This window comes from Gracilibacillus pellucidus, assembly GCF_033949965.1.
Lineage (GTDB): Bacteria > Bacillota > Bacilli > Bacillales > Amphibacillaceae > Gracilibacillus > Gracilibacillus pellucidus.
The window spans coordinates 40,457-63,786 of record NZ_JAWZSR010000007.1 but is presented as its reverse complement, the minus strand read 5'-3'; the positions used below and the strand labels follow the sequence as shown (position 1 = coordinate 63,786).

The 23,330-nt window shown below is 37.6% G+C and carries 22 protein-coding genes and 2 riboswitches; of the genes, 4 read left to right on the top strand and 18 right to left on the bottom strand.

Annotated features, from left to right (window positions below):
* Nucleotide 1: 1 nt before the first annotated feature.
* The 11 genes from purN to SH601_RS12410 all read right to left on the bottom strand — a co-directional run bounded on the left by purN (nt 2) and on the right by SH601_RS12410 (nt 10,427).
* Entirely contained in the window at nt 2–574 is a 573-nt protein-coding gene (gene purN, locus SH601_RS12460; protein ID WP_319958648.1) for a phosphoribosylglycinamide formyltransferase, read from the bottom strand.
* Complete coding sequence (gene purM, locus SH601_RS12455; protein ID WP_319958647.1) at nt 567–1,595, bottom strand: phosphoribosylformylglycinamidine cyclo-ligase; 1,029 nt, start codon at nt 1,593–1,595, stop codon at nt 567–569. Before purM ends, purN begins: the two co-directional genes overlap by 8 nt.
* Before the next feature lie 145 nt (nt 1,596–1,740).
* Nucleotides 1,741–3,153, bottom strand: a complete 1,413-nt coding sequence (gene purF / locus SH601_RS12450) for an amidophosphoribosyltransferase (protein ID WP_319958646.1) — start codon at nt 3,151–3,153, stop codon at nt 1,741–1,743.
* Nucleotides 3,129–5,357, bottom strand: coding sequence for a phosphoribosylformylglycinamidine synthase subunit PurL (gene purL, locus SH601_RS12445; RefSeq protein ID WP_319958645.1), 2,229 nt, complete (start codon nt 5,355–5,357; stop codon nt 3,129–3,131). The genes purF and purL overlap by 25 nt, the downstream gene beginning before the upstream one ends.
* The gene (gene purQ, locus SH601_RS12440) at nt 5,341–6,024 is read right to left on the bottom strand and encodes a phosphoribosylformylglycinamidine synthase subunit PurQ (RefSeq protein ID WP_319958644.1); all 684 of its coding nucleotides are present in this window, start codon (nt 6,022–6,024) and stop codon (nt 5,341–5,343) included. The genes purL and purQ overlap by 17 nt, the downstream gene beginning before the upstream one ends.
* Complete coding sequence (purS, locus tag SH601_RS12435; protein ID WP_319958643.1) at nt 6,021–6,272, bottom strand: phosphoribosylformylglycinamidine synthase subunit PurS; 252 nt, start codon at nt 6,270–6,272, stop codon at nt 6,021–6,023. The genes purQ and purS overlap by 4 nt, the downstream gene beginning before the upstream one ends.
* Nucleotides 6,269–6,982 (bottom strand): phosphoribosylaminoimidazolesuccinocarboxamide synthase, encoded by a 714-nt coding sequence (gene purC / locus SH601_RS12430; RefSeq protein WP_319958642.1) that lies wholly within the window; start codon nt 6,980–6,982, stop codon nt 6,269–6,271. The genes purS and purC overlap by 4 nt, the downstream gene beginning before the upstream one ends.
* Before the next feature lie 13 nt (nt 6,983–6,995).
* Nucleotides 6,996–8,291: an adenylosuccinate lyase gene (gene purB, locus SH601_RS12425; RefSeq protein ID WP_319958641.1), complete on the bottom strand. Its 1,296-nt coding sequence runs from the start codon at nt 8,289–8,291 to the stop codon at nt 6,996–6,998.
* Nucleotides 8,292–8,304: 13 nt separating this feature from the next.
* Nucleotides 8,305–9,432 (bottom strand): 5-(carboxyamino)imidazole ribonucleotide synthase, encoded by a 1,128-nt coding sequence (gene purK / locus SH601_RS12420; RefSeq protein WP_319958640.1) that lies wholly within the window; start codon nt 9,430–9,432, stop codon nt 8,305–8,307.
* Nucleotides 9,419–9,910: a 5-(carboxyamino)imidazole ribonucleotide mutase gene (purE, locus tag SH601_RS12415; protein ID WP_319958638.1), complete on the bottom strand. Its 492-nt coding sequence runs from the start codon at nt 9,908–9,910 to the stop codon at nt 9,419–9,421. Before purE ends, purK begins: the two co-directional genes overlap by 14 nt.
* Nucleotides 9,911–10,025: 115 nt before the next feature.
* Nucleotides 10,026–10,124: riboswitch (purine riboswitch) on the bottom strand.
* Between the two features lie 117 nt (nt 10,125–10,241).
* Nucleotides 10,242–10,427, bottom strand: a complete 186-nt coding sequence (locus tag SH601_RS12410; RefSeq protein WP_319958637.1) for an NETI motif-containing protein — start codon at nt 10,425–10,427, stop codon at nt 10,242–10,244.
* A 233-nt stretch (nt 10,428–10,660) separates the two neighbouring features.
* On the opposite strand from SH601_RS12410, the gene SH601_RS12405 reads away from it, so the two are divergent.
* The 3 genes from SH601_RS12405 (at nt 10,661) to SH601_RS12395 (ending at nt 12,904) form a co-directional block, all read left to right on the top strand.
* Nucleotides 10,661–11,092 (top strand): Hsp20/alpha crystallin family protein, encoded by a 432-nt coding sequence (locus SH601_RS12405; RefSeq protein ID WP_319958636.1) that lies wholly within the window; start codon nt 10,661–10,663, stop codon nt 11,090–11,092.
* 273 nt (nt 11,093–11,365) lie between these two features.
* Complete coding sequence (locus SH601_RS12400) at nt 11,366–11,752, top strand: S-Ena type endospore appendage (RefSeq protein WP_319958635.1); 387 nt, start codon at nt 11,366–11,368, stop codon at nt 11,750–11,752.
* Nucleotides 11,753–11,839: 87 nt separating this feature from the next.
* Nucleotides 11,840–12,904, top strand: a complete 1,065-nt coding sequence (locus SH601_RS12395; protein ID WP_319958634.1) for a BclA C-terminal domain-containing protein — start codon at nt 11,840–11,842, stop codon at nt 12,902–12,904.
* A gap of 187 nt (nt 12,905–13,091) precedes the next feature.
* On the opposite strand, the gene SH601_RS12390 is transcribed toward SH601_RS12395, so the two are convergent.
* Both SH601_RS12390 and SH601_RS12385 read right to left on the bottom strand, forming a co-directional pair.
* The gene (locus tag SH601_RS12390) at nt 13,092–13,976 is read right to left on the bottom strand and encodes a BMQ_0737 family morphogenetic spore coat protein (RefSeq protein WP_319958633.1); all 885 of its coding nucleotides are present in this window, start codon (nt 13,974–13,976) and stop codon (nt 13,092–13,094) included.
* Between the two features lie 131 nt (nt 13,977–14,107).
* Entirely contained in the window at nt 14,108–15,406 is a 1,299-nt protein-coding gene (locus SH601_RS12385) for an NCS2 family permease (protein WP_319958632.1), read from the bottom strand.
* A gap of 97 nt (nt 15,407–15,503) precedes the next feature.
* A riboswitch (purine riboswitch) is annotated at nt 15,504–15,607 on the bottom strand.
* 179 nt (nt 15,608–15,786) lie between these two features.
* Between SH601_RS12385 and SH601_RS12380 the strand changes: the two genes are divergently transcribed.
* Nucleotides 15,787–16,308 (top strand): GNAT family N-acetyltransferase, encoded by a 522-nt coding sequence (locus SH601_RS12380; RefSeq protein ID WP_319958631.1) that lies wholly within the window; start codon nt 15,787–15,789, stop codon nt 16,306–16,308.
* A gap of 344 nt (nt 16,309–16,652) precedes the next feature.
* Here the strand turns inward: SH601_RS12380 and SH601_RS12375 are convergent, their stop codons facing one another.
* From SH601_RS12375 to SH601_RS12355, 5 genes are all read right to left on the bottom strand, one after another.
* Nucleotides 16,653–17,252: a DUF1307 domain-containing protein gene (locus SH601_RS12375; protein ID WP_319958629.1), complete on the bottom strand. Its 600-nt coding sequence runs from the start codon at nt 17,250–17,252 to the stop codon at nt 16,653–16,655.
* A 310-nt stretch (nt 17,253–17,562) separates the two neighbouring features.
* Nucleotides 17,563–18,840: a histidine--tRNA ligase gene (locus SH601_RS12370; protein ID WP_319958628.1), complete on the bottom strand. Its 1,278-nt coding sequence runs from the start codon at nt 18,838–18,840 to the stop codon at nt 17,563–17,565.
* A gap of 301 nt (nt 18,841–19,141) precedes the next feature.
* Nucleotides 19,142–19,696 (bottom strand): DUF3267 domain-containing protein, encoded by a 555-nt coding sequence (locus SH601_RS12365; protein ID WP_319958627.1) that lies wholly within the window; start codon nt 19,694–19,696, stop codon nt 19,142–19,144.
* Complete coding sequence (locus SH601_RS12360; protein ID WP_319958768.1) at nt 19,687–19,797, bottom strand: helix-turn-helix domain-containing protein; 111 nt, start codon at nt 19,795–19,797, stop codon at nt 19,687–19,689. Before SH601_RS12360 ends, SH601_RS12365 begins: the two co-directional genes overlap by 10 nt.
* Before the next feature lie 815 nt (nt 19,798–20,612).
* The gene (locus SH601_RS12355; protein ID WP_319958626.1) at nt 20,613–23,252 is read right to left on the bottom strand and encodes a YfhO family protein; all 2,640 of its coding nucleotides are present in this window, start codon (nt 23,250–23,252) and stop codon (nt 20,613–20,615) included.
* Between the last annotated feature and the right edge of the window lie 78 nt (nt 23,253–23,330).

The following is a 23,330-nucleotide window of genomic DNA, read 5'->3' as shown; positions in this document are numbered from 1 at the left end:
GTTATTCCCCTCTCGTAATCAGTTTTTGAACCGTAGCTGGATAAAGCTGATGTTCAACTTGTTGAATCGCCTGCTGCAATTCCTCTCTTGTCATATCTTCCGTTATATTTACTGCTTGTTGTGCAATAATCTTACCTGTGTCCATGCCAGCATCTACATAATGAACCGTAACCCCTGACACTTTAACACCAGCATCGAAAGCTTGGCCAATCGCATCTAATCCAGGAAACGCTGGTAAAAGGGATGGATGAATATTAATGATTTTCCCTTCAAAAGAATGTAAAAGCGTCTCACCGATTAAACGCATATAGCCAGCGAGAACAATCCAATCAATCTGCTCTGTTTGGAGTACTTCTACAATTTTCGCTTCAAACATCGCCTTGTTTTTATATTGTTTGGGATCAAACACAAACATTGGTGTACCATTTTTTTCTGCTTTTTCTACTACTTTTGCTTTTGGTTTATCACAAACAAGCAAGGACACCGTTGCATCTATTGTACCATCTTTGGTTGCGGCAACAATCGCATCATAATTACTCCCTGTACCAGATGCAAATACTGCTAATTTAGTCATTAGAGAATGTCACCCCAGCTTCTGCTGTAACCTCACCAATAATCGCTGCCTTTTCACCTATATCTTCTAATAATTGTAATGCCATATCTGCTTCATGTGCTTCTACAATTACCGCCATTCCAATTCCCATATTAAAGACACCGTACATTTCTTCTTCTTTTAAGCTTGCTTTGGCTTGTAAGTAATCAAATATTGCTGGTTTCTCCCATGATCCTGATTGAATCTTCACACCAAGATGGTCCGGAAGCGCACGGGGTAAGTTTTCATAGAAACCACCACCGGTAACATGGCTAATCCCTTTGATTGTTAGGTCTTGCTTTAATTGTTGAATCGCCTTGGTGTAAATTTTCGTTGGTTCTAATAATGCTTCCCCTAATGTTGTGGATAGCTCCGCAACCTCATCATGGAAATTTAGACCATTGTCTTCAATAATTTTACGAACAAGAGAAAAACCATTCGAGTGTACGCCAGATGATGCAAGGCCAATAACCTTATCACCTGCTTCTATTTTGTCCCCTGTAATGATTTGTTTTTTATCCGCGATTCCTACAACAAAACCAGCGAGGTCATATTCATCTTCGTCATACATACCTGGCATTTCTGCTGTTTCCCCGCCGATAAGTGCTGCACCAGACTCTACACAGCCATCTGTAATTCCTTTGACAATTTGCTCGATTTTTTCTGGTTGGTTCTTACCACACGCGATATAATCAAGGAAAAACAGCGGATCAGCACCTTGAGCAACGATATCATTAACACACATTGCGACAAGATCAACTCCAACTGTGTCGTGTTTATCCATCGTAAACGCGAGTTTGAGCTTTGTTCCGACACCATCTGTTCCAGAAACTAATACCGGCTCTTCATACGAAAACTTGCTTAAATCAAAGAGACCGGCGAAAGCACCTACACCACCGATAACTTCAGGACGATTCGTTTTGGCGATATGCTTTTTCATTAAATCAACAGCTTGATAACCTGCGTGTACATCGACACCAGCATCTTTATAAATATCACTCATGATTCGGACTCCTTTTTGAAGCGGAATTTTTATGGCCACTTTCATGCATTTTATGGCCACTTTTCGTTGTTTTATGGCCACTTCCGAGCACTTTATGGCCACTTTTCACTGTTTTATGGTCACTTCTAAGCACTTTATGGCCACTTTACTCTTTATAAGCCGGAATAACAGTATCTGGATAAATTTCTGTTGGATAATTTCCGGTAAAACATGCTTGGCATACGCCGTGTTGTTGTCTGTCACGTCCTTCTACGATAGATGCTTCTAGTCCTTCTGTTGATAAAAAGGATAGACTGTCAGCACCGATAATTTCGCGCATCTCTTCTATAGAATGATTGGCTGCAATCAATTCACCTGTAGTTGACGTATCAATACCGTAATAACACGGATTCTGAATTGGTGGTGAAGCAATTCGCACATGTACTTCTGTTGCACCTGCTTCTTTCAGCAAACGTACAATTCGACGACTTGTCGTACCACGAACGATCGAATCATCAACCATGACAACACGTTTTCCTTCAACAATTCCGCGAACTGCAGATAATTTCATTTTGACACCTTGTTCACGTAATTCTTGTGAAGGTTGGATAAACGTACGACCAACATACCGATTCTTAATTAAACCTAGCTCATAAGGAATTCCTGCTTCCTCTGAAAAGCCAATGGCCGCTGAAATACTTGAATCAGGCACTCCTGTTACAACATCTGCCTCAACCTTCGATTCTATTGCCAACTGTTTACCCATTGTTTTACGACTTGCATGGACATTTTTTTCATTTAAATCACTGTCAGGACGAGAAAAATACACATATTCCATTGAGCACAATGTTCGCTCAAGCGGTGAAGTGAATTGCTTCGTTCTAAATCCATTTTCATCAATGATAATTAATTCACCTGGTTTTACTTCACGTTCATATGTTGCACCGATTAAATCAAAAGCACATGTTTCTGAAGCAACGACATACGCATCACCAAGACGACCAATTGATAATGGACGTAATCCACGTGGATCTAATCCAATAAAAAGCTGATCTTCTGTTAAAATGCTAAAAGCATATGCACCTTTGATCATGCTTAATGCAGAAGAAATCGCATCTTCCATTGGCACATTACCACTTCGTTTCACTAAGTGAGCAATTACTTCTGTATCAGATGTCGTCTGCAAAATACTACCTTGTGCCTCTAGTTGACTCTTCAATGCATGAGCATTAACGAGATTACCATTGTGTGCCAAAGCCATACTAGTTGTTTGCGAACGGAAAACGAGTGGCTGAACATTTTCAAATCCGCCACCACCCTGTGTTGCATAGCGGACATGCCCAATTGCTGCATGTCCTTGTAGACGAGAAACTTCACCGGTAGAAAAGACATCATTAATCAGCCCTACACCTTTATGGGTATGTAGCTTTTCTCCATCTGTCGTGACAATTCCTGCACCTTCTTGCCCACGATGCTGGAGAGCATGTAAGCCGTAGTACGTCATTTCAGCTGCTTTTTCATGTCCCCAGATCGCAAATACACCACATTCTTCATTTAAGCCTTTGATTTCAGCAAGCACGGGATAGCTCCTTTCCATAGCTGTTGTAATGTTGTCACATCTTCTTTGATTACTTCTGTTTCACCATTACGAACAGTTAATTGACTAGTAGCAGTAACCGTTCCTACTAATTGCGCATCGTCTACTTTTGCTTCAAACTGTGTACGATCTTGCTCCGCCACTGTCACAACAAAGCGAGATTGTGATTCACTGAAAAGTAATGTTGTTACGTCACCATCTAATTGAACGTCTGCACCGAAGCCATTGTTATTAAATAGACTTTCTGCTAATGCAACACCTAGTCCACCTTCTGCAATATCATGGGCAGATGAAACAAGTCCAGCTCGAATCGCTGCTAATAATTGATCTTGGCGTTTTGTCTCTACATCTAAATCAATTGCTGGAGCCTTACCGAAGTATTTACCTTCTAATAAATTTTGTAACTCACTACCACCGAACTCTGCTGCCGTATCACCAATTACATAAATTGAGTCACCTTCATTTTGGAAATGGGATGGTGTAATATGTTCTAATGATTCATGTAAACCAACCATACCAACGACTGGTGTTGGGAAAATAGCTCGACCGTTTGATTCGTTATAAAGGGAAACATTACCACTAATAACAGGCGTATTCAGCTTCGAACTTGCTGCACTCATGCCCTCTACACTTTTCTCCATTTGCCAGAAGTTTTCTGGTTTATCTGGATTACCGAAATTCAAACCGTCTGTTAATGCAAGTGGTTTTGCTCCAGAAGCAATGATATTACGTGCTGCTTCTGCTACGGCAATTTTACCACCTGTTTCCGGATCTAAATGAATGTAGCGAGAATTACAATCTGTCGTCATCGCAATGGCTTTGTCATAACCACGTACACGAACAACTGCTGCATCAGATCCTGGTGAAAATACTGTATTCGCTTGTACCATAGAATCATATTGGTCATACACATATTCTTTACTTGCAATAGTTGGTTGTTGCAATAACTGTTTTAATGTTTCGTTATAGTCAGTGATTGCTGGCTGATATGCAGGCATTGCTTGATATTCTTCATAAAAGCTTGGTACTTTTGATTCTTTATGGAAAATCGGTGCATCTTCTGCCAAATTATCAACCGGAATATCTGCTACAACTTCCCCTTTATGTAATAAGCGGAACATTTTATCATCTGTTACTTTACCTACCGCTACTGCTTCCAATCCATATTTCTTGAAGATATCAACAATTTCTTGCTCTTCCCCTGTTTTCACACATAAAAGCATACGCTCTTGTGATTCAGATAGCATCATTTCATATGCTGTCATGTTCTCTTCACGTTGTGGAATAAGATCTAAATTCATCTCCATCCCCATGCCTGCTTTACTTGCCATTTCACTAGCAGACGAAGTAAGACCTGCTGCACCCATATCTTGAATGCCCACTAATGCGTCAGAATGAATCACTTCTAAACATGCTTCAATTAGTAATTTCTCCATAAAAGGGTCGCCAACTTGTACATTGGAACGTTTATTTTCAGAGTCTTCCGACAAATCTTCTGATGCAAATGTCGCACCATGAATACCATCACGGCCTGTTTTAGAACCTACATACATGATCGTATTACCAAGTCCTGCTGCGATTCCTTTTTGAATATCTTTCGTATCAATTAACCCGACACACATCGCATTAACGAGTGGATTTCCTTCATAGCAATCATCGAATTGCACCTCACCACCAACAGTTGGTACACCGACACAGTTACCATAGCCTGCAATACCGTGAACAACTTCATCGAATAAATACTTCACACGACCAGTGTTCAAATTACCGAAACGTAAGGAATTCAATGATGCAATTGGACGTGCCCCCATGGAGAATACATCACGGATAATACCCCCAACACCTGTTGCTGCTCCTTGGTATGGCTCAACAGCTGATGGGTGATTATGACTTTCGACTTTAAATACAACCCCTTGGCCATCCCCAATATCTACGATACCAGCACCTTCACCCGGTCCTTGCACGACTTGAGGTCCCTCTGTCGGGAATTTCTTTAATAATGGTTTAGACGTTTTATAGCTACAATGTTCCGACCACATGACAGAGAAAATACCAATCTCGGTAAAATTCGGGCGACGGCCCATAATATCTTTAATCATGTCATACTCTTTATCTGTTAATCCCATTTCTTGATAGACTTTATCTTGTTCGATCATTTCAGGAGTAATCTCAGGCGCCTGCAACATAACGTTCCCTCCAGTTTTCCAGCATTGATTGGAATAGTTTTAATCCGTCATCACTAGTTAAAATAGCTTCCACCGCACGTTCTGGGTGTGGCATCATCCCTAGTACATTTCCTTGTTCATTGACAATCCCCGCTATATCACTAACAGAACCATTCGGATTATTTTGATACGTAAAAACGATTTGATTGTTCTCTTTTAATCTAGCAAGTGTCTCCTCATCACAATAGTAGTTGCCGTCATGATGGGCAATTGGAATCGAGATTACCTCGCCATTATTGTATTTGGAAGTAAAAATAGTCTCGTCGTTTTCCACTACTAAGTTTTCAAAATGACACATAAATTTTAAGTTTTGATTGCGTAGCATCGCACCTGGTAACAAACCAGACTCTAATAAAATTTGAAAACCATTGCAGACACCTAGAATCGGAACACCTTTGTCTGCTTGCTCTCGTAATTGTACAACGATATCTGATGTAGACGCGATCGCACCAGAGCGAAGATAGTCACCATAAGAGAAGCCACCAGGGATCAGAATAGCATCATAACCTTCTAGATTTGCCTCCTGATACCAAAGTAGATCTGCTTCTTCACCTAATGCATCCTTCGCCGCATAATACATATCACGGTCACAGTTAGATCCAGGGAAGACAATCACAGCGAATTTCACTGGACAACCCCCTCTTCTACTGTATATGAATAATTTTCGATAACTGGGTTCGCCAACAGCTTATTACACATCTCTTCGATTGCTGTTTCAATATTGGCATCATCGTCCACCGTTAACTCTAAATACTTACCGACACGAACCTCTTGGACATTGTCATAACCTAATGTATTTAATGAACCTTGAACTGCTTTACCTTGTGGGTCTAATACACCCTCTTTTAATGTAATGTGCACTTTTACTAGTTTCATTGTTTTGCCTCCAGTCTCGATAATATATTGTCATATACAGTAACTAAATCACCTAAGTCTTCTCGGAATACGTCTTTGTCCATCTTCTCACCTGTTGCGATATCCCAAAGTCTACAAGTGTCAGGGCTTACTTCATCCGATAACACAATCTCACCATTCGGATTGCGTCCAAATTCTAATTTGAAATCAACAAGCTGTAAATGAATTTCCTTGAAGAAAGCTTGCAATTGTTCATTTACTCGAAGCGCCATTTCTTTAATCTGATTCAACTCTGCTTCTGTTACATCTGTTAAAAGTAATGCATGTTCATCATTAATTAATGGGTCGCCAAGCTCATCTTTTTTATAAAAAAGTTCTACTAATGGCGGAGTAAAGATGGTTTTTTCTTGCATTCCGATGCGACGGACAATACTTCCCGCCGCAACATTACGAACAACTACCTCCAATGGAATAATCGTTGTTTTTTCCACTAATTGTTCTGTTTCATTTAACGCCTCTTTAAAATGGCTATTAACACCATGTTCATGCAGATATTCGAACACTTTAGCTGAAATTAAATTATTATAACGACCTTTTCCTTGGAATTGTGCTTTTTTCTCCCCGTTAAAGGCTGTTGCATCATTTTTGTAAGAAAGAACGAGCAGATTCGGATTATCTGCTACCGTAAATACTTGCTTTGCTTTCCCTTCATATAACAGCTTGTCTTTCATCGGATTCCTCTCCTTATGCTAGGCCAATTTTTTTGAAAATCTGATCAACATTTTTTAAGTGATACGTATAATCGAAGCAATCATCTAATTGTTCTTTCGATAATGTGTTGTTAATACGTTCTTCTTGTTCAATTAGCTGACGGAATGGTGTCGCTGTCTCCCATGCCTTCATCGCATTCGGTTGTACAATATCATATGCCTCTTCACGGCTCATACCTTGGTCAATTAAAGAAAGCAAAACACGTTGGGAGAAAATAACTCCGTATGTGCGATCAATATTTCGCTTCATGTTTTCAGGGAATACCGTCAAGTTTTTCACGATATTACCGAAGCGATTCAACATGTAATTAAGCGCAATTGTTGCATCAGGTAAAATAACTCGCTCTGCTGATGAATGGGAGATGTCACGCTCATGCCATAAAGACACATTTTCATAAGATGTCATCATATAACCACGAATAACACGTGCCATTCCTGTCATGTTCTCAGAGCCAATCGGATTACGTTTATGCGGCATTGCTGATGATCCTTTTTGACCTTTGGCAAAGAATTCTTCCACTTCTCTTGTTTCTGTTTTTTGTAGTCCACGGACTTCTGTCGCAAACTTCTCAATCGATGTTGCAATTAATGCTAATGCAGACATATACTGTGCATGACGATCACGTTGTAATGTTTGTGTTGATACTGGTGCTGGCTCCAACCCTAGTTTTTCACAAACATATTTTTCTACGAATGGATCAATATTTGCGTATGTACCAACAGCTCCTGATAATTTACCTGTTTCAATTGTTTTAGCTGCTGCATTAAAACGTTCTAAATTACGTTTCATCTCTTCATACCATAACGCCATCTTTAAACCGAATGTTGTCGGTTCTGCATGAACACCATGTGTACGTCCCATCATAACCGTATTTTTATGCTCGATTGCTTTTTCTTTTAATATTGCAATGAAATTCTCCACATCACGACGGATTAGATCGTTTGCTTGTTTTAGCAGATAAGAAAGTGCTGTATCTACAACATCTGTTGACGTAAGGCCGTAATGTACCCACTTCTTCTCTTCGCCTAATGTTTCAGAAACAGCACGAGTGAATGCTACGACATCATGGCGTGTTTCTTGTTCTATTTCTAAAATGCGCTCAATATCGAATGATGCATTTTCTCTAATTTTTTTCACATCTTCTTTTGGAATGATTCCTAGTTCGCTCCACGCTTCACAGGCTAAAATTTCTACTTCTAGCCATGCATTATAGCGATTTTCATCTGTCCAAATCTTGCCCATTTCTTCTCTTGTATAACGTTCGATCATTATGTGTTTCCTCCTAGTTTTCGATTAGCTTTTTTTCTACTAGTTCATTATATATGATGTTAGGATTGTCCCCAATAAAAGTTACATGCCCCATTTTACGCAATGGCTTGTTTTCTGCTTTCCCGTACATATGAATATGGGCATTTGAATGGTCATCTAATTGATCGAAAAAGGGGTCGACATCTTTTCCGAGTAGATTCAGCATTACTGCACCACCATGTGAATGCACATCAATTAGTGGCAAACCACAAATCGCTCTAATATGTTGTTCAAACTGTGATACATCACAAGCTTCGATCGTAAAGTGACCAGAGTTATGTGGACGCGGTGCTAATTCGTTAATGAGAATATCTTCCCCAATCACGAACATTTCAATCGCAAACGTACCGACAACATCAATTGTATCAGCAATTGCTTTAGCCGCTTGACGAGCTTTCTCAACAATTTGCGTTGAAACACGTGCAGGTGCGACCGTCGCATGTAAAATATGGTCACGATGAATGTTCTCTGCTACCGGAAAATAAGTGATTTCACCTGTTTTCGCTCTTGTAAAAACAATCGAGATTTCTTTATCAAAAGGGACCCACTTTTCTACTATTAAACGATCTGTTTGTTCTAGCATTTCTACTGTCGATTCAAGATCTGCTTCACTTGATAGTTTCATTTGTCCCTTGCCATCATAGCCACCTCGACACGTCTTAACTACAGAAGGATAACCAATTTCTGTCGCCGCTCTTTTTAATTCTTCTTTTGTTGTGACAATCGCAAAATCGGCAACAGGCTGATAACTATCAACCATTGCTTTTTTCTCTAGTTCACGATCTTGTGTAACCTCTAGTGAGTTAGCACTTTGTGGCAGAATACCTGCTTCTTCTAAGATTTGTGCTGCATGTAAATCAACATTTTCAAATTCATATGTCACGACATCACTTTTTTCTGCAAGTTGCTTTACTGCTGCTAAATCATCATAAGCGGCGACAATTTGATCATCTGCTACTTGTGCTGTCGGACAATCAGGAATCGGATCGAGTACAATGACACGGTATCCCATATGCTTCGCTACTGTCGTCATCATACGTCCTAATTGCCCGCCACCGATAATACCGATAGTAGATCCGAATAACTGTCTATTTGTTCGCAAGATCGTCCCTCATTTCTACTACTTTTTCCTTCAGCTGTTGCTTTTGGTTTGCTAAACGTTCTGCTATTTTCTGATCAGATGTACCAATAATTTGTGTTGCTAAAATACCTGCATTTTTAGCTCCTGCTGTACCGATCGCTACTGTCGCTACTGGTACACCACCAGGCATCTGTACAATGGAATAAAGCGAGTCAACACCACTAAGCGTACTTGTTTTAACCGGTACACCGATGACTGGTAAAGTTGTTTTGGATGCGACCATACCTGGTAAATGAGCTGCACCACCTGCACCTGCAATAATCACTTTTATCCCTCTACCTCTTGCAGTTTCGGCATATTCAAACATATCTTCTGGTGTTCTATGTGCAGAGATAACTTCTTTTTCATAGCTAATACCAAGGTCTTCTAATGCTTCACAAGTATGCTTCATCGTTTCCCAATCAGATATGCTTCCCATAATAACACCAACAAGTGCCACACCATTCACTTCCCTTTATCTAATTATGTAAAAAAACCTATCCATTTTCTCTATTAGAGAGAAGATGAATAGGTTTGATGTCTATTGCTATCAGGATGATTCTTACTCTTCAAACCATCCGTCCATCTTCCCTCATAGTCCATCATTTACGGTGACGGGTAGAAACTTTTGAGCCATATTCTCAAATTATATGAGGTCATTATTGCGTTAGATTTTTTACTACATTGATATGATAACAAGATCACTCGAATTCTGTCAATACAAAAATCGAACATTAAAATAAAGTTTTATTTTAATGTTCGTATTTAGCTTGGTTATTATTCTATTTTGCCTACATATTTATTTTTTTACAATCAAAGATTATTTTTCGACTATGTGGAACTGGCTGACCATTCTCTTCAATAAAAATCGGTTCTTCAACACGTCTAACTGGTTGATAGCCTTCCCCTTTTATTCGATCTAAACAAGCGTCAATTGTCTCATTTTCCATCACTTCAAATCTTTTTTTATTCGACATTGCATACACTCCTTTCTATTCATTATCGGAGGATTGCACCATGATAAATGCACAACGATTTTTTTCAATCATATCTTATATACTGTAGCAACATTATTTTATCACAGCACTATTCATTCGTAACTTCTCCTTTTCTATAAATTAGAAGGAAAGCGGATGTTAAAACGATTACTAATGAATAAATTCCTATCTTTATTATCACTTTACCACACTGGAGAGAGGAAGAAATAGTTTTGGATCCTTTTCAACATATGCACGATTGGAAAAATAACTTAGATCAGTTTTTCGGTGGAAGCTTTTGGGATGAGTTTGAACATATCGTTAAGCCACCTATTCCTGCTGTTAATATATACGAATTAGAGAATGAAGTAATCGTTTATGTTAGTTTGCCCGGAATCAAGGAGCGCAAACAAGTAAAAGTATTTGTTGATTACGATAAGTTGGAACTGAAGGGAAATCTATTTCCAATCAAGCAAGAAGGTACTTTATTTAAACAGGAAATGTTGTATGGTGAATTTTCTCGTCAACTTGACTTACCTTTTCCTGTTCGAAAAGATCAAATAACAGCTTCGTTAAAACAAGGTTTAATGACGATCCACCTCCATCGACTTGTTCCTGACAAACATAATAAATACGAAATCGATATAGCGGAATTTGAGGATTGAGACAACAACATGTGATTGTTGTCTTTTTTATTGATTTTTTGCCTAAATATGGCTTATCCACTATATTCGACCATATGCAACACGCACTCTCAACATACAATACTATGACCATAGGAATAAGGTAGATAAAATCCTTCTTCATGTTTTCATTTCAAATGAATTCGCCCGAACTTTGTAGCAACTATGGTTAGGTTATCCACTCTAACTTTCACATTAATTATCTTACCTCAGCTTTTATCTACTATTCTTACAGAGAGGGTGAGCATTAATCTTATGGGAAAATTTTGTAGCAACTGTAACTGTGGTAGCGATAATGGCGGAGCAACTGCGGAGTGTCATTTTGTCAAGGATCAAATTTGTGTTGGTTGGAGTGTTCCTCAAGGCATTTCTCAAGATATCTACAATACGTCTGGTTTAGATATCGTTGCTTCGGGATACTTGGCGTACGATGAAGGTGCTTCTGACTTTGTTACTTTCAGTTTCTATAATGGCGGGGACCTTGTTAGTGGCCCACTGACAGTATATGAAGGAAGTAGCATTGCGTTTACAAGTATTAACTTTACTCGTATTGAGGTTACTGTACCTACTGGTGCTGAAGGTGATCTGTCTTCTGGGCAAATTTGTATTACTCCTCGCTATCAAATTGATTGCGATCTATAACATTCTATCCTCATGCAATCAAAATGTCGGTTTTCTTTTGTTTTAAACAATAACTCGTTTTTTACTTTTAATAAAGAGGTGATTTTTTTGTCAAATATTCATTTTCATGACAATGATTCTGGCGGATGTGCACGCGGACCACGAGGACCAGAAGGACCCGTGGGACCGGAGGGGCCAATGGGAATTCCTGGTCCTATAGGGCCAGCAGGACCAGAAGGGCCAGTCGGACCGGAGGGACCAGCAGGACCGGAGGGGCCAGTCGGACCGGAGGGACCAGCAGGACCAGAAGGAGCAGTCGGGCCAGAGGGACCAGCAGGACCGGAGGGGCCAGCAGGACCAGAAGGGCCAGTCGGGCCAGAGGGACCAGCAGGACCAGTTGGACCGGAGGGACCAGCAGGACCAGAAGGGCCAGTCGGGCCAGAGGGACCAGCAGGACCAGAAGGAGCAGTCGGGCCAGAGGGACCAGCAGGACCGGAAGGACCAGTTGGACCAGCAGGACCAGAAGGGCCAGTCGGGCCAGAGGGACCAGCAGGACCAGAAGGAGCAGTCGGGCCAGAGGGACCAGCAGGACCGGAGGGGCCAGCAGGACCAGAAGGGCCAGTCGGACCGGAGGGGCCAGTCGGACCGGAGGGGCCAGTCGGACCGGAGGGACCAGCAGGACCAGAAGGAGCAGTCGGGCCAGAGGGACCAGCAGGACCAGAAGGGCCAGTCGGGCCAGAGGGACCAGTCGGACCGGAGGGACCTATGATTACGGAAACTTCTGGTTTTGCGGGGAACACATCACAGTCTCCTATCGCTGTTGTTCTTGGTGGTACAAACGTTCCGCTACCTGATGCTCAAAACTTAAATGGTATTACTTCCAACGCTGCTGGTACTGTCTTTACTATCACAGAACCAGGTCGCTACTATATTGAATATGTCATTAATTTAACAGCAGGACTTCTAGTAGGTTCCCGACTTATGGTAAACGGTACGGAATTAACTCCTGCTACACGAAACCCAGTGCTTACGTTAAGTCATTTATCCGCAAGTGTTATTACTAACTTAAATGCAGGTGACACAATATCCCTCCAATTATTTGGACTACTAGCAGCCGCTACACTACAAGCTGGCCAAGGTGCCGCATTAATAATTGTTAGACTCGATGATTAATACAAAAAAGCAGCACTCGCATTGTCATCCTATAGCGAGTACTGCTTTTTATTTATATTTTTCTAATAGATACAGAAAGACTTTAATCCACGTGAACTTTAACTCAAAGCTTGAAGCTGGGATACTACAGTCGTTTGAACCACAATGAAAAAGAAAGTAGATTCCTTCACTTAGAATCTGCTTTCTCTCATTTGCAATGATTTAAAAGAATATTTTCTCTTGGCATACAATTCTTCGCATCGATTCCGATTACCGCTTTAAAAACAGACTGCACATCTATACAAAAAGCAAGGTTCATACAAACTTCCCAGCAATTCTTTAATTGTTGCTTATCCATGATACATGCGTTACATTCCAAATGATGGATTTTACATGTAATATTTGTACCCTCCGGTGCACAAAGAATCAATGTTTTTCTCATCATTATCGGAAATGTACAGATTACAAAGCTACCATCACACACATCAATTATTTTTATTGTATAATAGCCTTTGATTAACAAATGCACCTTTTGTAAATACATTTCCTGTCCTTCTGCTGATAAAAACCACTTCGCCTCTCTAGTTCCAAATTCCTTGCAGTGTAATGTCTCGATAGGATGTCCGTGTTTATCTGATATAAAGCACTCCACTTTTTTCTTCCTTATGTCTTGTTTCTCTTCAGGACAAAGTAGATAATGTATAACGATATACAACTTACCTCTACAGTTTTCATCATCTGAACAATTGTTAACACATGCAACCGAAAGCTGTTCTATATCTTCTACAGTCGTTTCTAAACTATTATTTGGTGATAGAGTTGTTAATTCCTCATTATCTAACATTATGCTCCAATCACAACTACATGTCCCTTCATGCTCAATCGAAAAAGTAACAGCATCCATCTTATCCCCTACCGCTTGCCAAATAATTGTTGGCAGCTCACTTTGACAATTTACTCGAAAATTAATACAGATGCAGTCTTCTATATGTTTTACTTGGTTTTTAAATGGAATGAGTTTACACTTTTGCATCTCTTCTTCTTTCATGACCCAATCATAAACAATCGGTGCACGAATACAATATTCTGACATATGCATACTCCCCATCACATTAACCTTTAATAAAGTATATGTAAATCTATTATTTTTATGTAGGAGTTCTATCATGCGAAAAAAAGAAAAAGGCTTTGATACATGATGTCAAAGCCCTCTTCTACTATTTTTTAATGCAAGAATCCTAAGTAAAGAATGAAAATAACAAATAAGAACCACATAATTGGACTTATTTCTTTCACTTTACCTTTTACAATCATCATAATTGGGTAGAAAATGAAACCTACCGCAATACCTGTCGCAATACTATAAGCCATCGGCATCGTTACAACCGTAAAGAACGCCGGAACTGCAACTTCAAATTTATCCCATTCAATATCTTTTAATGATGATGCCATTAATACACCGACAATAATTAACGCTGGTGCTGTTACAGATGAAGTAACTACTTCTAATAACGGCGAGAAGAATAATGCTAGCGCAAATAAAATCGCGGTAACGACTGAAGCAAACCCAGAACGTCCACCAGCTCCAACACCTGTAGTTGACTCTACAAATGATGTTGTTGTAGAAGTTCCTAATGCAGCACCTACTACTGTTGCAGATGAATCCGCCATTAATGCTTTACCTGCTCGTGGTAACTTATTGTCCTTCATCAAGCCTGCTTTTGATGCAACTGCCACTAATGTCCCTGCTGTATCAAAGAAATCAACAAACAAGAACGTCAAAATAACGACTAACATTTGTACGGTAAATACATCACCAATATGCATAAATGCTGCTCCAAAAGTTGGTGCAACACTTGGCACTGGCGCAAGAATTTGAGTTGGAACAGGAACTTGCCCAACAATCATTCCGACAATAGCGGTAATGACCATACCATAGAATACGCCGCCTTTTAATCCAAGTGCCATCAAAATAACTGTCACAACAATTCCGAATACAGCTAATAGCGTTGGACCTGCTGTTAAGTCACCTAAAGCAACAACTGTAGATGGATCACTAACAATAATGTCTACATTTTGAAATCCGATAAATGCAATAAACAAACCAATACCGGCTCCAACCGCTAATTTTAGTACTGGCGGGATTGCATTAATAATTCTTTCTCGAACACCTGTCAATGTTAATACAATAAAGATGAGACCTGAAACCAACACACCTGCTAACGCCGTTTCCCAAGGAACCCCTTGACCTAATACAACCGTATAAGCAAAAAATGCGTTCAAGCCCATACCGGGCGCTAGTGCGATTGGATATTTTGCTACAACACCCATGATTAACGTACCGATTGCAGCAGCAAGTGCAGTGGCAACAAATACGGCATTTGCATCCATACCCGTTCCATCTGCTAACATATCAGGATTAACAAATAATATATATGCCATCGCTAAGAAGGTTGTAAGACCTGCTACGGTTTCTGTTCGATAATTCGTTCCTAGCTTATCAAACTCAAAATACTTTTTCACTTTCTTCTTTTCCTCCTTTGTCATCAAACCGAAAAAACACTCTTAGTATAACCAAGAGTGTTTCCAACAATTCGGTACAGTTACTAAACATCTAGTTAGTAACTTGCATCCTCCTCGTAGTCAGAGCAAATATGCGGTGCTCTGGTAGAAACTCTTGGGCCATATCCCCAACATTATACGATGAATGATTATGTTTATTAATAAGTTCAGTATTATTCTACTAGGCTATAAGCATTTCGTCAAGGTTAAATACGAATATTATTTCCGTTAATTATAACAACGTTCGTTTATTGCCAATCTTTTAGCTTATTTCTTGTAAATAACAATCTCCATCAGCAATAATAAGAAGGAACACTATTTACTAAATGGAGGATGAAACAATGTTTGTCTATACACGAAAAGCAACGATACATGACGCAGAAGCAATCATGTCGATTTTAAATGATGGAATTGCCTATTTAAAGGAGCAAGGGCTACCACAATGGCAAAACGGTGAAGGCCCGACACTTGAATTAATTAAACAGGATATCGAAAAAGGATATGCCCATGTCTTAATCTATGAGAACAAGATAGCAGGTTATGGCGCGTTAATCCCTGGACCTGAAGCGCCTTATGAGGATATAACGGAAGGCTCATGGAAAGAACAAGAAGATTCCTACATGGTTATCCATAGAATTGCAGTAGATTTACATGTGCGCGGGCAAGGATTATCGAAAATATTGTTACATGATTTAATTGTACTCTCCCGTCGAATGGAATATAAGGATATACGTGTAGATACATACCCTAAGAATGAAATTATGCAAAAAGTGATTCTAAATGCAGGATTTAATTATAGTGGAATGATTTATTTCCCGATTGAACACGGGGAGCGTAAGGCTTATCAGCTTTTGATGGATTGATCATTATAGTTAACATATGACCTGCACACGATGTTAAGGTCATATGTTAATATTCATTATTGATTTTCTATAGATCGGCAATGTTTCATCTTCTTCTGTTTGCATATCAACGCTCTTACCTTCAATCTCTTCATCAGCCGTATTCATCATCAATTCCTGAACATATTTAATGGCAACGCCATACCAATAAAAAAAGCCTTAATGGTACAAAATAAAAACTATCAAAAAAAATTAAAATAGTATCGATTTATCTAATCAAGATAACCGATTTCATCTTCACACACAATATAAAATAAGCAGATAAGATACTCCCACATAATCAAGAGACTTAGCTGCTTATTACTTTATTCTTCTACAATTTCAAATCCTTGTGCTTGGAACATCCGTACAGAATCTTGCAAACTAACACCATTGCTCAAATCCCCTTCTACGAATGCTCCTGTCAACTCCGTTAAAACAGAAGGATCTGCAATTTCATAATTTATTGATAGAGACTCCACAAATTGATCATCTTGAAAGTCTACATTATACGATACACCTTCTATACCAGTGTATTCTTCTGTCAGTTCTTCTAATGCTTCCTGAGCTTCCTCTGCATTAGACAGACCCATAGAATCATATTTAACAATGCTTTCTGTAGTTTGTTCCGTTACTAGGTCACCGATTCCTTTGTATGTAAGTCTGACCATTAATCCTTCGTCTGTAAGCTCAAGGGGTACTATGTTCTCTCCAGACGGATCAAATTCAAACGCCTGAGTTTCTAGGGCTTCACTTCCTTCTTCTAAATTCTCCTCCTCTACATTCCCTTCTACTTGTTCAGTTGTTTTCGTTACATCTTTGTCATTACTTTCTTTACCTTCGCTTTTATTAGCATCACTAGAATTACAAGCAACTAATGCTATACTAAAGAGTAATACAAGACAAAGCATCATTATTTTTTTCATTCTCATCTCCCTTTCTAATAATTTCCTATATTACCAAACTTAACAATAACCATTTTTACCCAAATTTTCAATAGGGCAAATGGTTTATTCTTGCCCACAAACATATACAAACCGTTTCTTTCATTACTAAAGTATTTCCATTTCAAATTCTACTTTTGATTTTTCCATATATAACAGAAAATCCGATGTAAACAAGTAATATGAGTGCATACTATTATTATCAGCTTCCCAGTTTAAAAATATGACAGTCTTTAAGCCTTTTAAACACTCCATCCTATATTCAAAGGGATTGAATTGTTCCTTACACCATTCAATTGAATGTAAAATACTCTACCTTCTCTTTTCCTGTAGCCATATCTTTCACTGTTATTTGATTGTTGTTCACTTCATTTTCGCCAATGATAATCACATAGGGAACTTTTTCTTTGTTCACTTTATCGAGGGCTTTTCCTATTTTTTTATTGCTCATTTCCACCTCTACTCTGTACCCTTGTTTCCGCCATTCACTCGCAACTAGCAACGCTTCTTTCTGTGTACCTAACGGAATAATGTAGTAGTCTAAATCTGCTTGTTCTGGCTGTTTTGCCATACTTAAGGCGCTATAAATCACATCTAAGCCAAACGAAATACCTACTGTCGAAAAAGTTTCATCTGTGCCAATCAGTCCACCAATCGCATTATCATATCGACCACCACTACCAATACTAGATGTAATCGACTCATCTACTAAAAATATTTCATAAATAGTGCCTGTATAAATGTCTAAACCTCTCGCCAAGAACGGCTGAAACACACAATTTTGCTTCACTTGTAAAAAGGCTAAATAAGATTCTAATTCTTGTAATTCCGCTAATCCTTGCTTGACTAACTCATTTTGTTCAGCATAAGGGACAAAATAATGAATATCCATATTATCTTCATCAGTTAACAATCGTTGCACCTTCTCCACTGTTGTAGCTGGTAGGCCTTGTTCATCTAGTTCTCTGATTACCGCTTGTAAGCCAACCTTTTCTAACTTATCTAAAATCAATACTACCCGATTCATTTTCTCTGCTTCCACACCACAAACTTCTAGCATACCTGTTAATAACTTGCGATTATTATATTCGAGCACAACTGATAAATCTAATCGAGCGAAAGCGTCCAAGGCCATCATCATTAATTCCGCTTCTGCTATTTGCGATTCTACACCGACAATATCGACATCACATTGGGTGAACTCACGGAATCTTCCTGCTTTAATTGGCCCATCTCGGAATACTTTACCTATTTCATATCTTTTGAAGGGCATCTTTAACGACGGATTCATTGCGACTACTTTAGCAAAAGGAATCGTTAAATCATAACGTAGAGCCAGTTCACGTTCACCACGGTCAGATAAGGTGTACATTTCTTCTAAAATTTCTGCACCACCACCATATTTGGATGCCATTAATTCCGTATAATTTAGAATAGGTGTTTCTAATGGTTTACAGCCATATTGTATGAACACATCTTCCAATGTTCTTCTTACTTTCCTTCTCACAACTTCTGCATTAGGCAAATAATCTTGTGTCCCTCTGACATTTTGATAATTCATTTTTTTCATTTCTGTTCCCTCCATTTTTTTAAAAATAAAAAAACTGCATTTGATTTAAGCGTAAAAATTAAATCAAATGCAGTTTCATGAGAAATAGCCTTCCCTATGTATGATTTTTCTTGAAAATCTACTAAGCAAGGCTACTTGATATGATGATGTAATTGTGAGAAATAGCTAATCGTTTGATTCATTATAAGCATGTAACTCACCTCAAAAATTTTTATTAACTTTATCATAAGCCCTTTTTATTGTCAAACACTTCCATTATTCTGATTGCTACTAACTAACGGAACAAAAAAGGCTGACACCATTACGTTGCATTGTTTTCATTAGATACCTCAAAAATACTAATCCCTACAGTTGTATCTTCTATCAAAACAGACCGTTTTCTATTTTTCCATAATTTATAACAATAATAAAAATCGCCAACACAACCGGATGTATGTATCGCAAATAGCAAATAAAGGGCTATCTTATTAACAGGAAAGCTAAACAAGACACATGTCAAGAGTGTGATAAGAACAAAAGGCATAATCGCAATCAATGTGAATTGTTTTTTATTATATTTCGCACCTGGATTAGCCGCATAGAGCATGCCACTTTTAAAGCCATATTTCACCTTGGATTTAGGAGCAAACATTTTAAAAAAGATACCGTGAATCCATTCATGTAACATAATGATAACCATTAAGCTGATGAAAAACAGTAATAAGTTTACAAGCGTAAACGCTACAGTTCCTTCTATTGGTAGGAATAAACTACCTGCTAACAACACTAAGAATATTACAACAGCCCATACATTCAACCAAACAATTAACTTCCGATTGACCAAGATATTGATTTCTTCAATCAACTTTAAGTCCATTCCTCATCTACAATGAGAGTAGTATCTCCGTTTTCCTCTATTATTTCTCTTTGACACAAACAAGCAATGTAACCTTTATAATGCCTCAAGACTTGTTCCATTGCTTGTCTATCACCCTGCGTCGCCAAAAATATTACTGAATAAGGGAGTAAGTTAGATTCACTCATTTGCATGATCCTTTAAATATTTTTTGAGCTTCTCTAATGCCTGCTGTTTTTGGTAATAAACAGTTCCACTGGCTATTCCTAACTAATTGGCAATTTCGGTATCACTCATATCTAAGAACAAGAAGAATAGAATAATGAGTTGACTACATTCTTGTAAAGATTGAATAGCGTTCGCAATCAAAAAATCTTTTACTTTGATAGTACGACCATGAAAATAAAAATGATAAACATTCGTTATATAACTATCATGAATGCTAAGTTGGTTTAATCTATCGTGGGTTAGTACTGATAATATAATCAAATTTTTATTTTACTTACTTATTTCTCGATAAATATCTCGTGCTGCATTTCTAAAAACTGTTTTACAAAATGAATCAAATTGACGCGTGATTCTGCTTTGTTGCACAGGTTCGTTTGTTACCATATATATCACCTCCTTTCTATATGACAAGGCTTCTTATCTTTTTGCATAACTAACACGATGAGAAAGGAGTTTTTGCCGAAAAAAAGAAAGAAAATACAAAAAAGACCAATAACCATAAAAAGTTTTATTGATCTAGAAATTAAAAATATAAAATTGATAGAAAAACTTATTTTTAATAGGGAAATAAAGGATGTTTAATACAAAAAGCCCAACTAAACATAAGTCAGTTGAGCATAAATTTTTCTATATCATATTAATTATTTTGTACTGATAAATTAAAGTCATAATAAACCCATAACACTTCAAAAATTTCCTGCTATCAAGTCTATGATTGTTTACTTTTTCGATAAATTAACTGTATTAACCCTATTAATAATAACCCTATTAAGCTTAATACACTCCCAATTTTTAGATATGGATTTTGATAAGAAAAGACAATTTCTGAATTGCCTGAATTCAGAGGTACGCCGATAAATCCAATATTTGCTTGAACTATTTCTTTCTTTTCACCATTTACAGTTACTTCCCATCCCTTTTCATATGGAATTGTTGTAACAAGGATTCCTGGATTGTCTCTTTGTAAGGTTCCTTCAATACGCTCATTTTCAAATACTTTAATATCTAGGGCATTTTCTTGTTTTTCATCAGCAATTTGCTTATCATTATTTTCATCTACAGGCAGGGCATAAATTGTAATATCATCTATATGATATTTTCCAGTATCCTCAAATTGAATAAACATCTCATCTGTTCCCAAATCAGTATGTCCGAGATTAACAAACATATTTTCTCTGTGAAAATATGTACTAAATGAATATTTATCAGATTGACGTAAAGTGTTTTCACGACCTTCATATAGAAAGCAGATATTATAACTTGTATCATCAGGCATATAAAAAGGTATGTCCGTAGTTTCATACTCTAAACCTTGTAAGTAAATGAACATATCGTGACCTGCAAGTTCATTTGCATTTTCAAGGGAGATTTTAAAACGGGCCCCACTTTCTGTAACCTCTATTAGGTTTTTATCTAGTGGTGAAAGGCCAGTATCAGTATATTCGATTTGATATTCAACTTCTTTTATTTGTTCATTTGTTATTTCCTCAATTTTTCTTCCTTCAACATCTTGATTTGTCTCTAAAACAACACCTTTTGTTAGAAACGTTTCTTTTTCAATTGGGTTTAACTTCGAAAAATTTTCTCTTGTGATGATCCTATCTTCAACATATGCAAATGGGAAATTAGCTTCTGTTTTTGCAAGAATAAAAGTTGGAACATCATTTGACCGATGTACAACTTCATAACCATATGGAAGATAGGCTTCATTTTTTTTCTCGGTTAGTATATATTCAATGTTAAAAAAATGATTAGTTATTCGGCGATCATCAACACCATTTCGAAGAGGTTGAATAATTTGATAGGAAGAAAATTCCATCTCTTCAGCAAATTCAGCTAAATAACCATTTGTAACAGAAAGGTATGTGCTTAAACCCATTAAATCATGATAGATAAATTGATTACGCACATGACTATCTTGTGATGTAACTCCTACTCGGTACAAATCTTCCTTAGGTAAAAGATTTTGCATACCTCCAAACAAATTTTCATAACGATCCAATGAAGTATTCAATTCAATCATTTTTGATATTGAACCATTACCATATGAGTAATACAAATTCGTTGCGTTAGTTGCCATACTCAACATGACTAATGCCAATAATACGATAGAGATTTTATTTACTATTTTCTTTTTTATTTCTTTCTCATACATCAATATAAACCAAATCAACCAGCCCAAAATTAAAGGTATAACATAATACAAATACATATTCTGTGCAATTGCTGCTATTCCATAAATAAAAGTGAAGCCTATCAAAATATATTTAACTAATCTCAGATCTTTTACTTGTAACTTATCCCGTTCTTCTAAAAATTGACCACTTGCAAAAGCTATAAATAAAGGAATTGCAAAACTAAAACGGTTATATGGCCCAGACATGCCATTCATAAATGATCCAAAGAAAGGAAACAATAGAAAAACACCTAAAATTAGAAGCATTATGCCTGAGAATGTTCTTTTCTTTTTAGTTTTAAATAAAAAAGCAACGGTAAATAAAGCAAAAATGGAAAGTCCACCAGCAGACCAGAAGTATGCATAAGGGACAAAGAGATTATGAATCAATACTGCATAGTAACTGACGTGATAAAGAAGGAGATTAACTGCTATTCCATCTGTATTTCTGGATGAATTTAAAAACCCATCAATCATTGGCAAAAAGACTACTGCACCTAACAAAAGACCAATGAGATAGTGTAACGAACAACGTCCAAAAGAACTACTTAATTGCTTCCAATCTTTGAATCGATAGAGCATTCCATAACGTACAATTCCATATATAAAGACTAATATGGTTAACTTGTAAAAAAAGTAGAAATTAGCAATTGCACTGATCGCTACCATTATACTAAATAGCAAGCCTGACTCTCTTTTTAATATTTTTTCGACTCCTAAACAAAGAAGAGGGTACCAAATTAGTGGTAAAATAAAAAAGGGATGTCTATCTGCATTAAAAATAACAAAGAAACTGAACGTATACATAAACGCACCCAGTAAAGCAGCACCATGTGAAACTTTAAACTTTCTTACAAAAATGAGATAACTAAGTCCAACACACCACATTCTAACAAACATTATTAAATGAAAAGAAAATTCTCGTAAACTTTCTGGAAAAAACACTCCTAGATAAGCAAATGGATCTCCTAGTACATAGTAACCATATGAAGTAATTGTATCGGCTCCTGCACCAATTGACCAATCCCATTGAGAGAAACCTTCTCCCCTTAGCAGACCTTGTAATATATTTACATATTCATTAAATAATAGAAAATGTTGTGTAAACCCATCACTTTCCCATATAAAAGACCCGCCAGACATGAAATAATAACTATAAATAGCCATACACATAATACAGAAGAATATAGTATAATAACCAAATGTTTTTTTAGAAATAGGTTTATTTAATAATTGCTTATCAGATAAGAT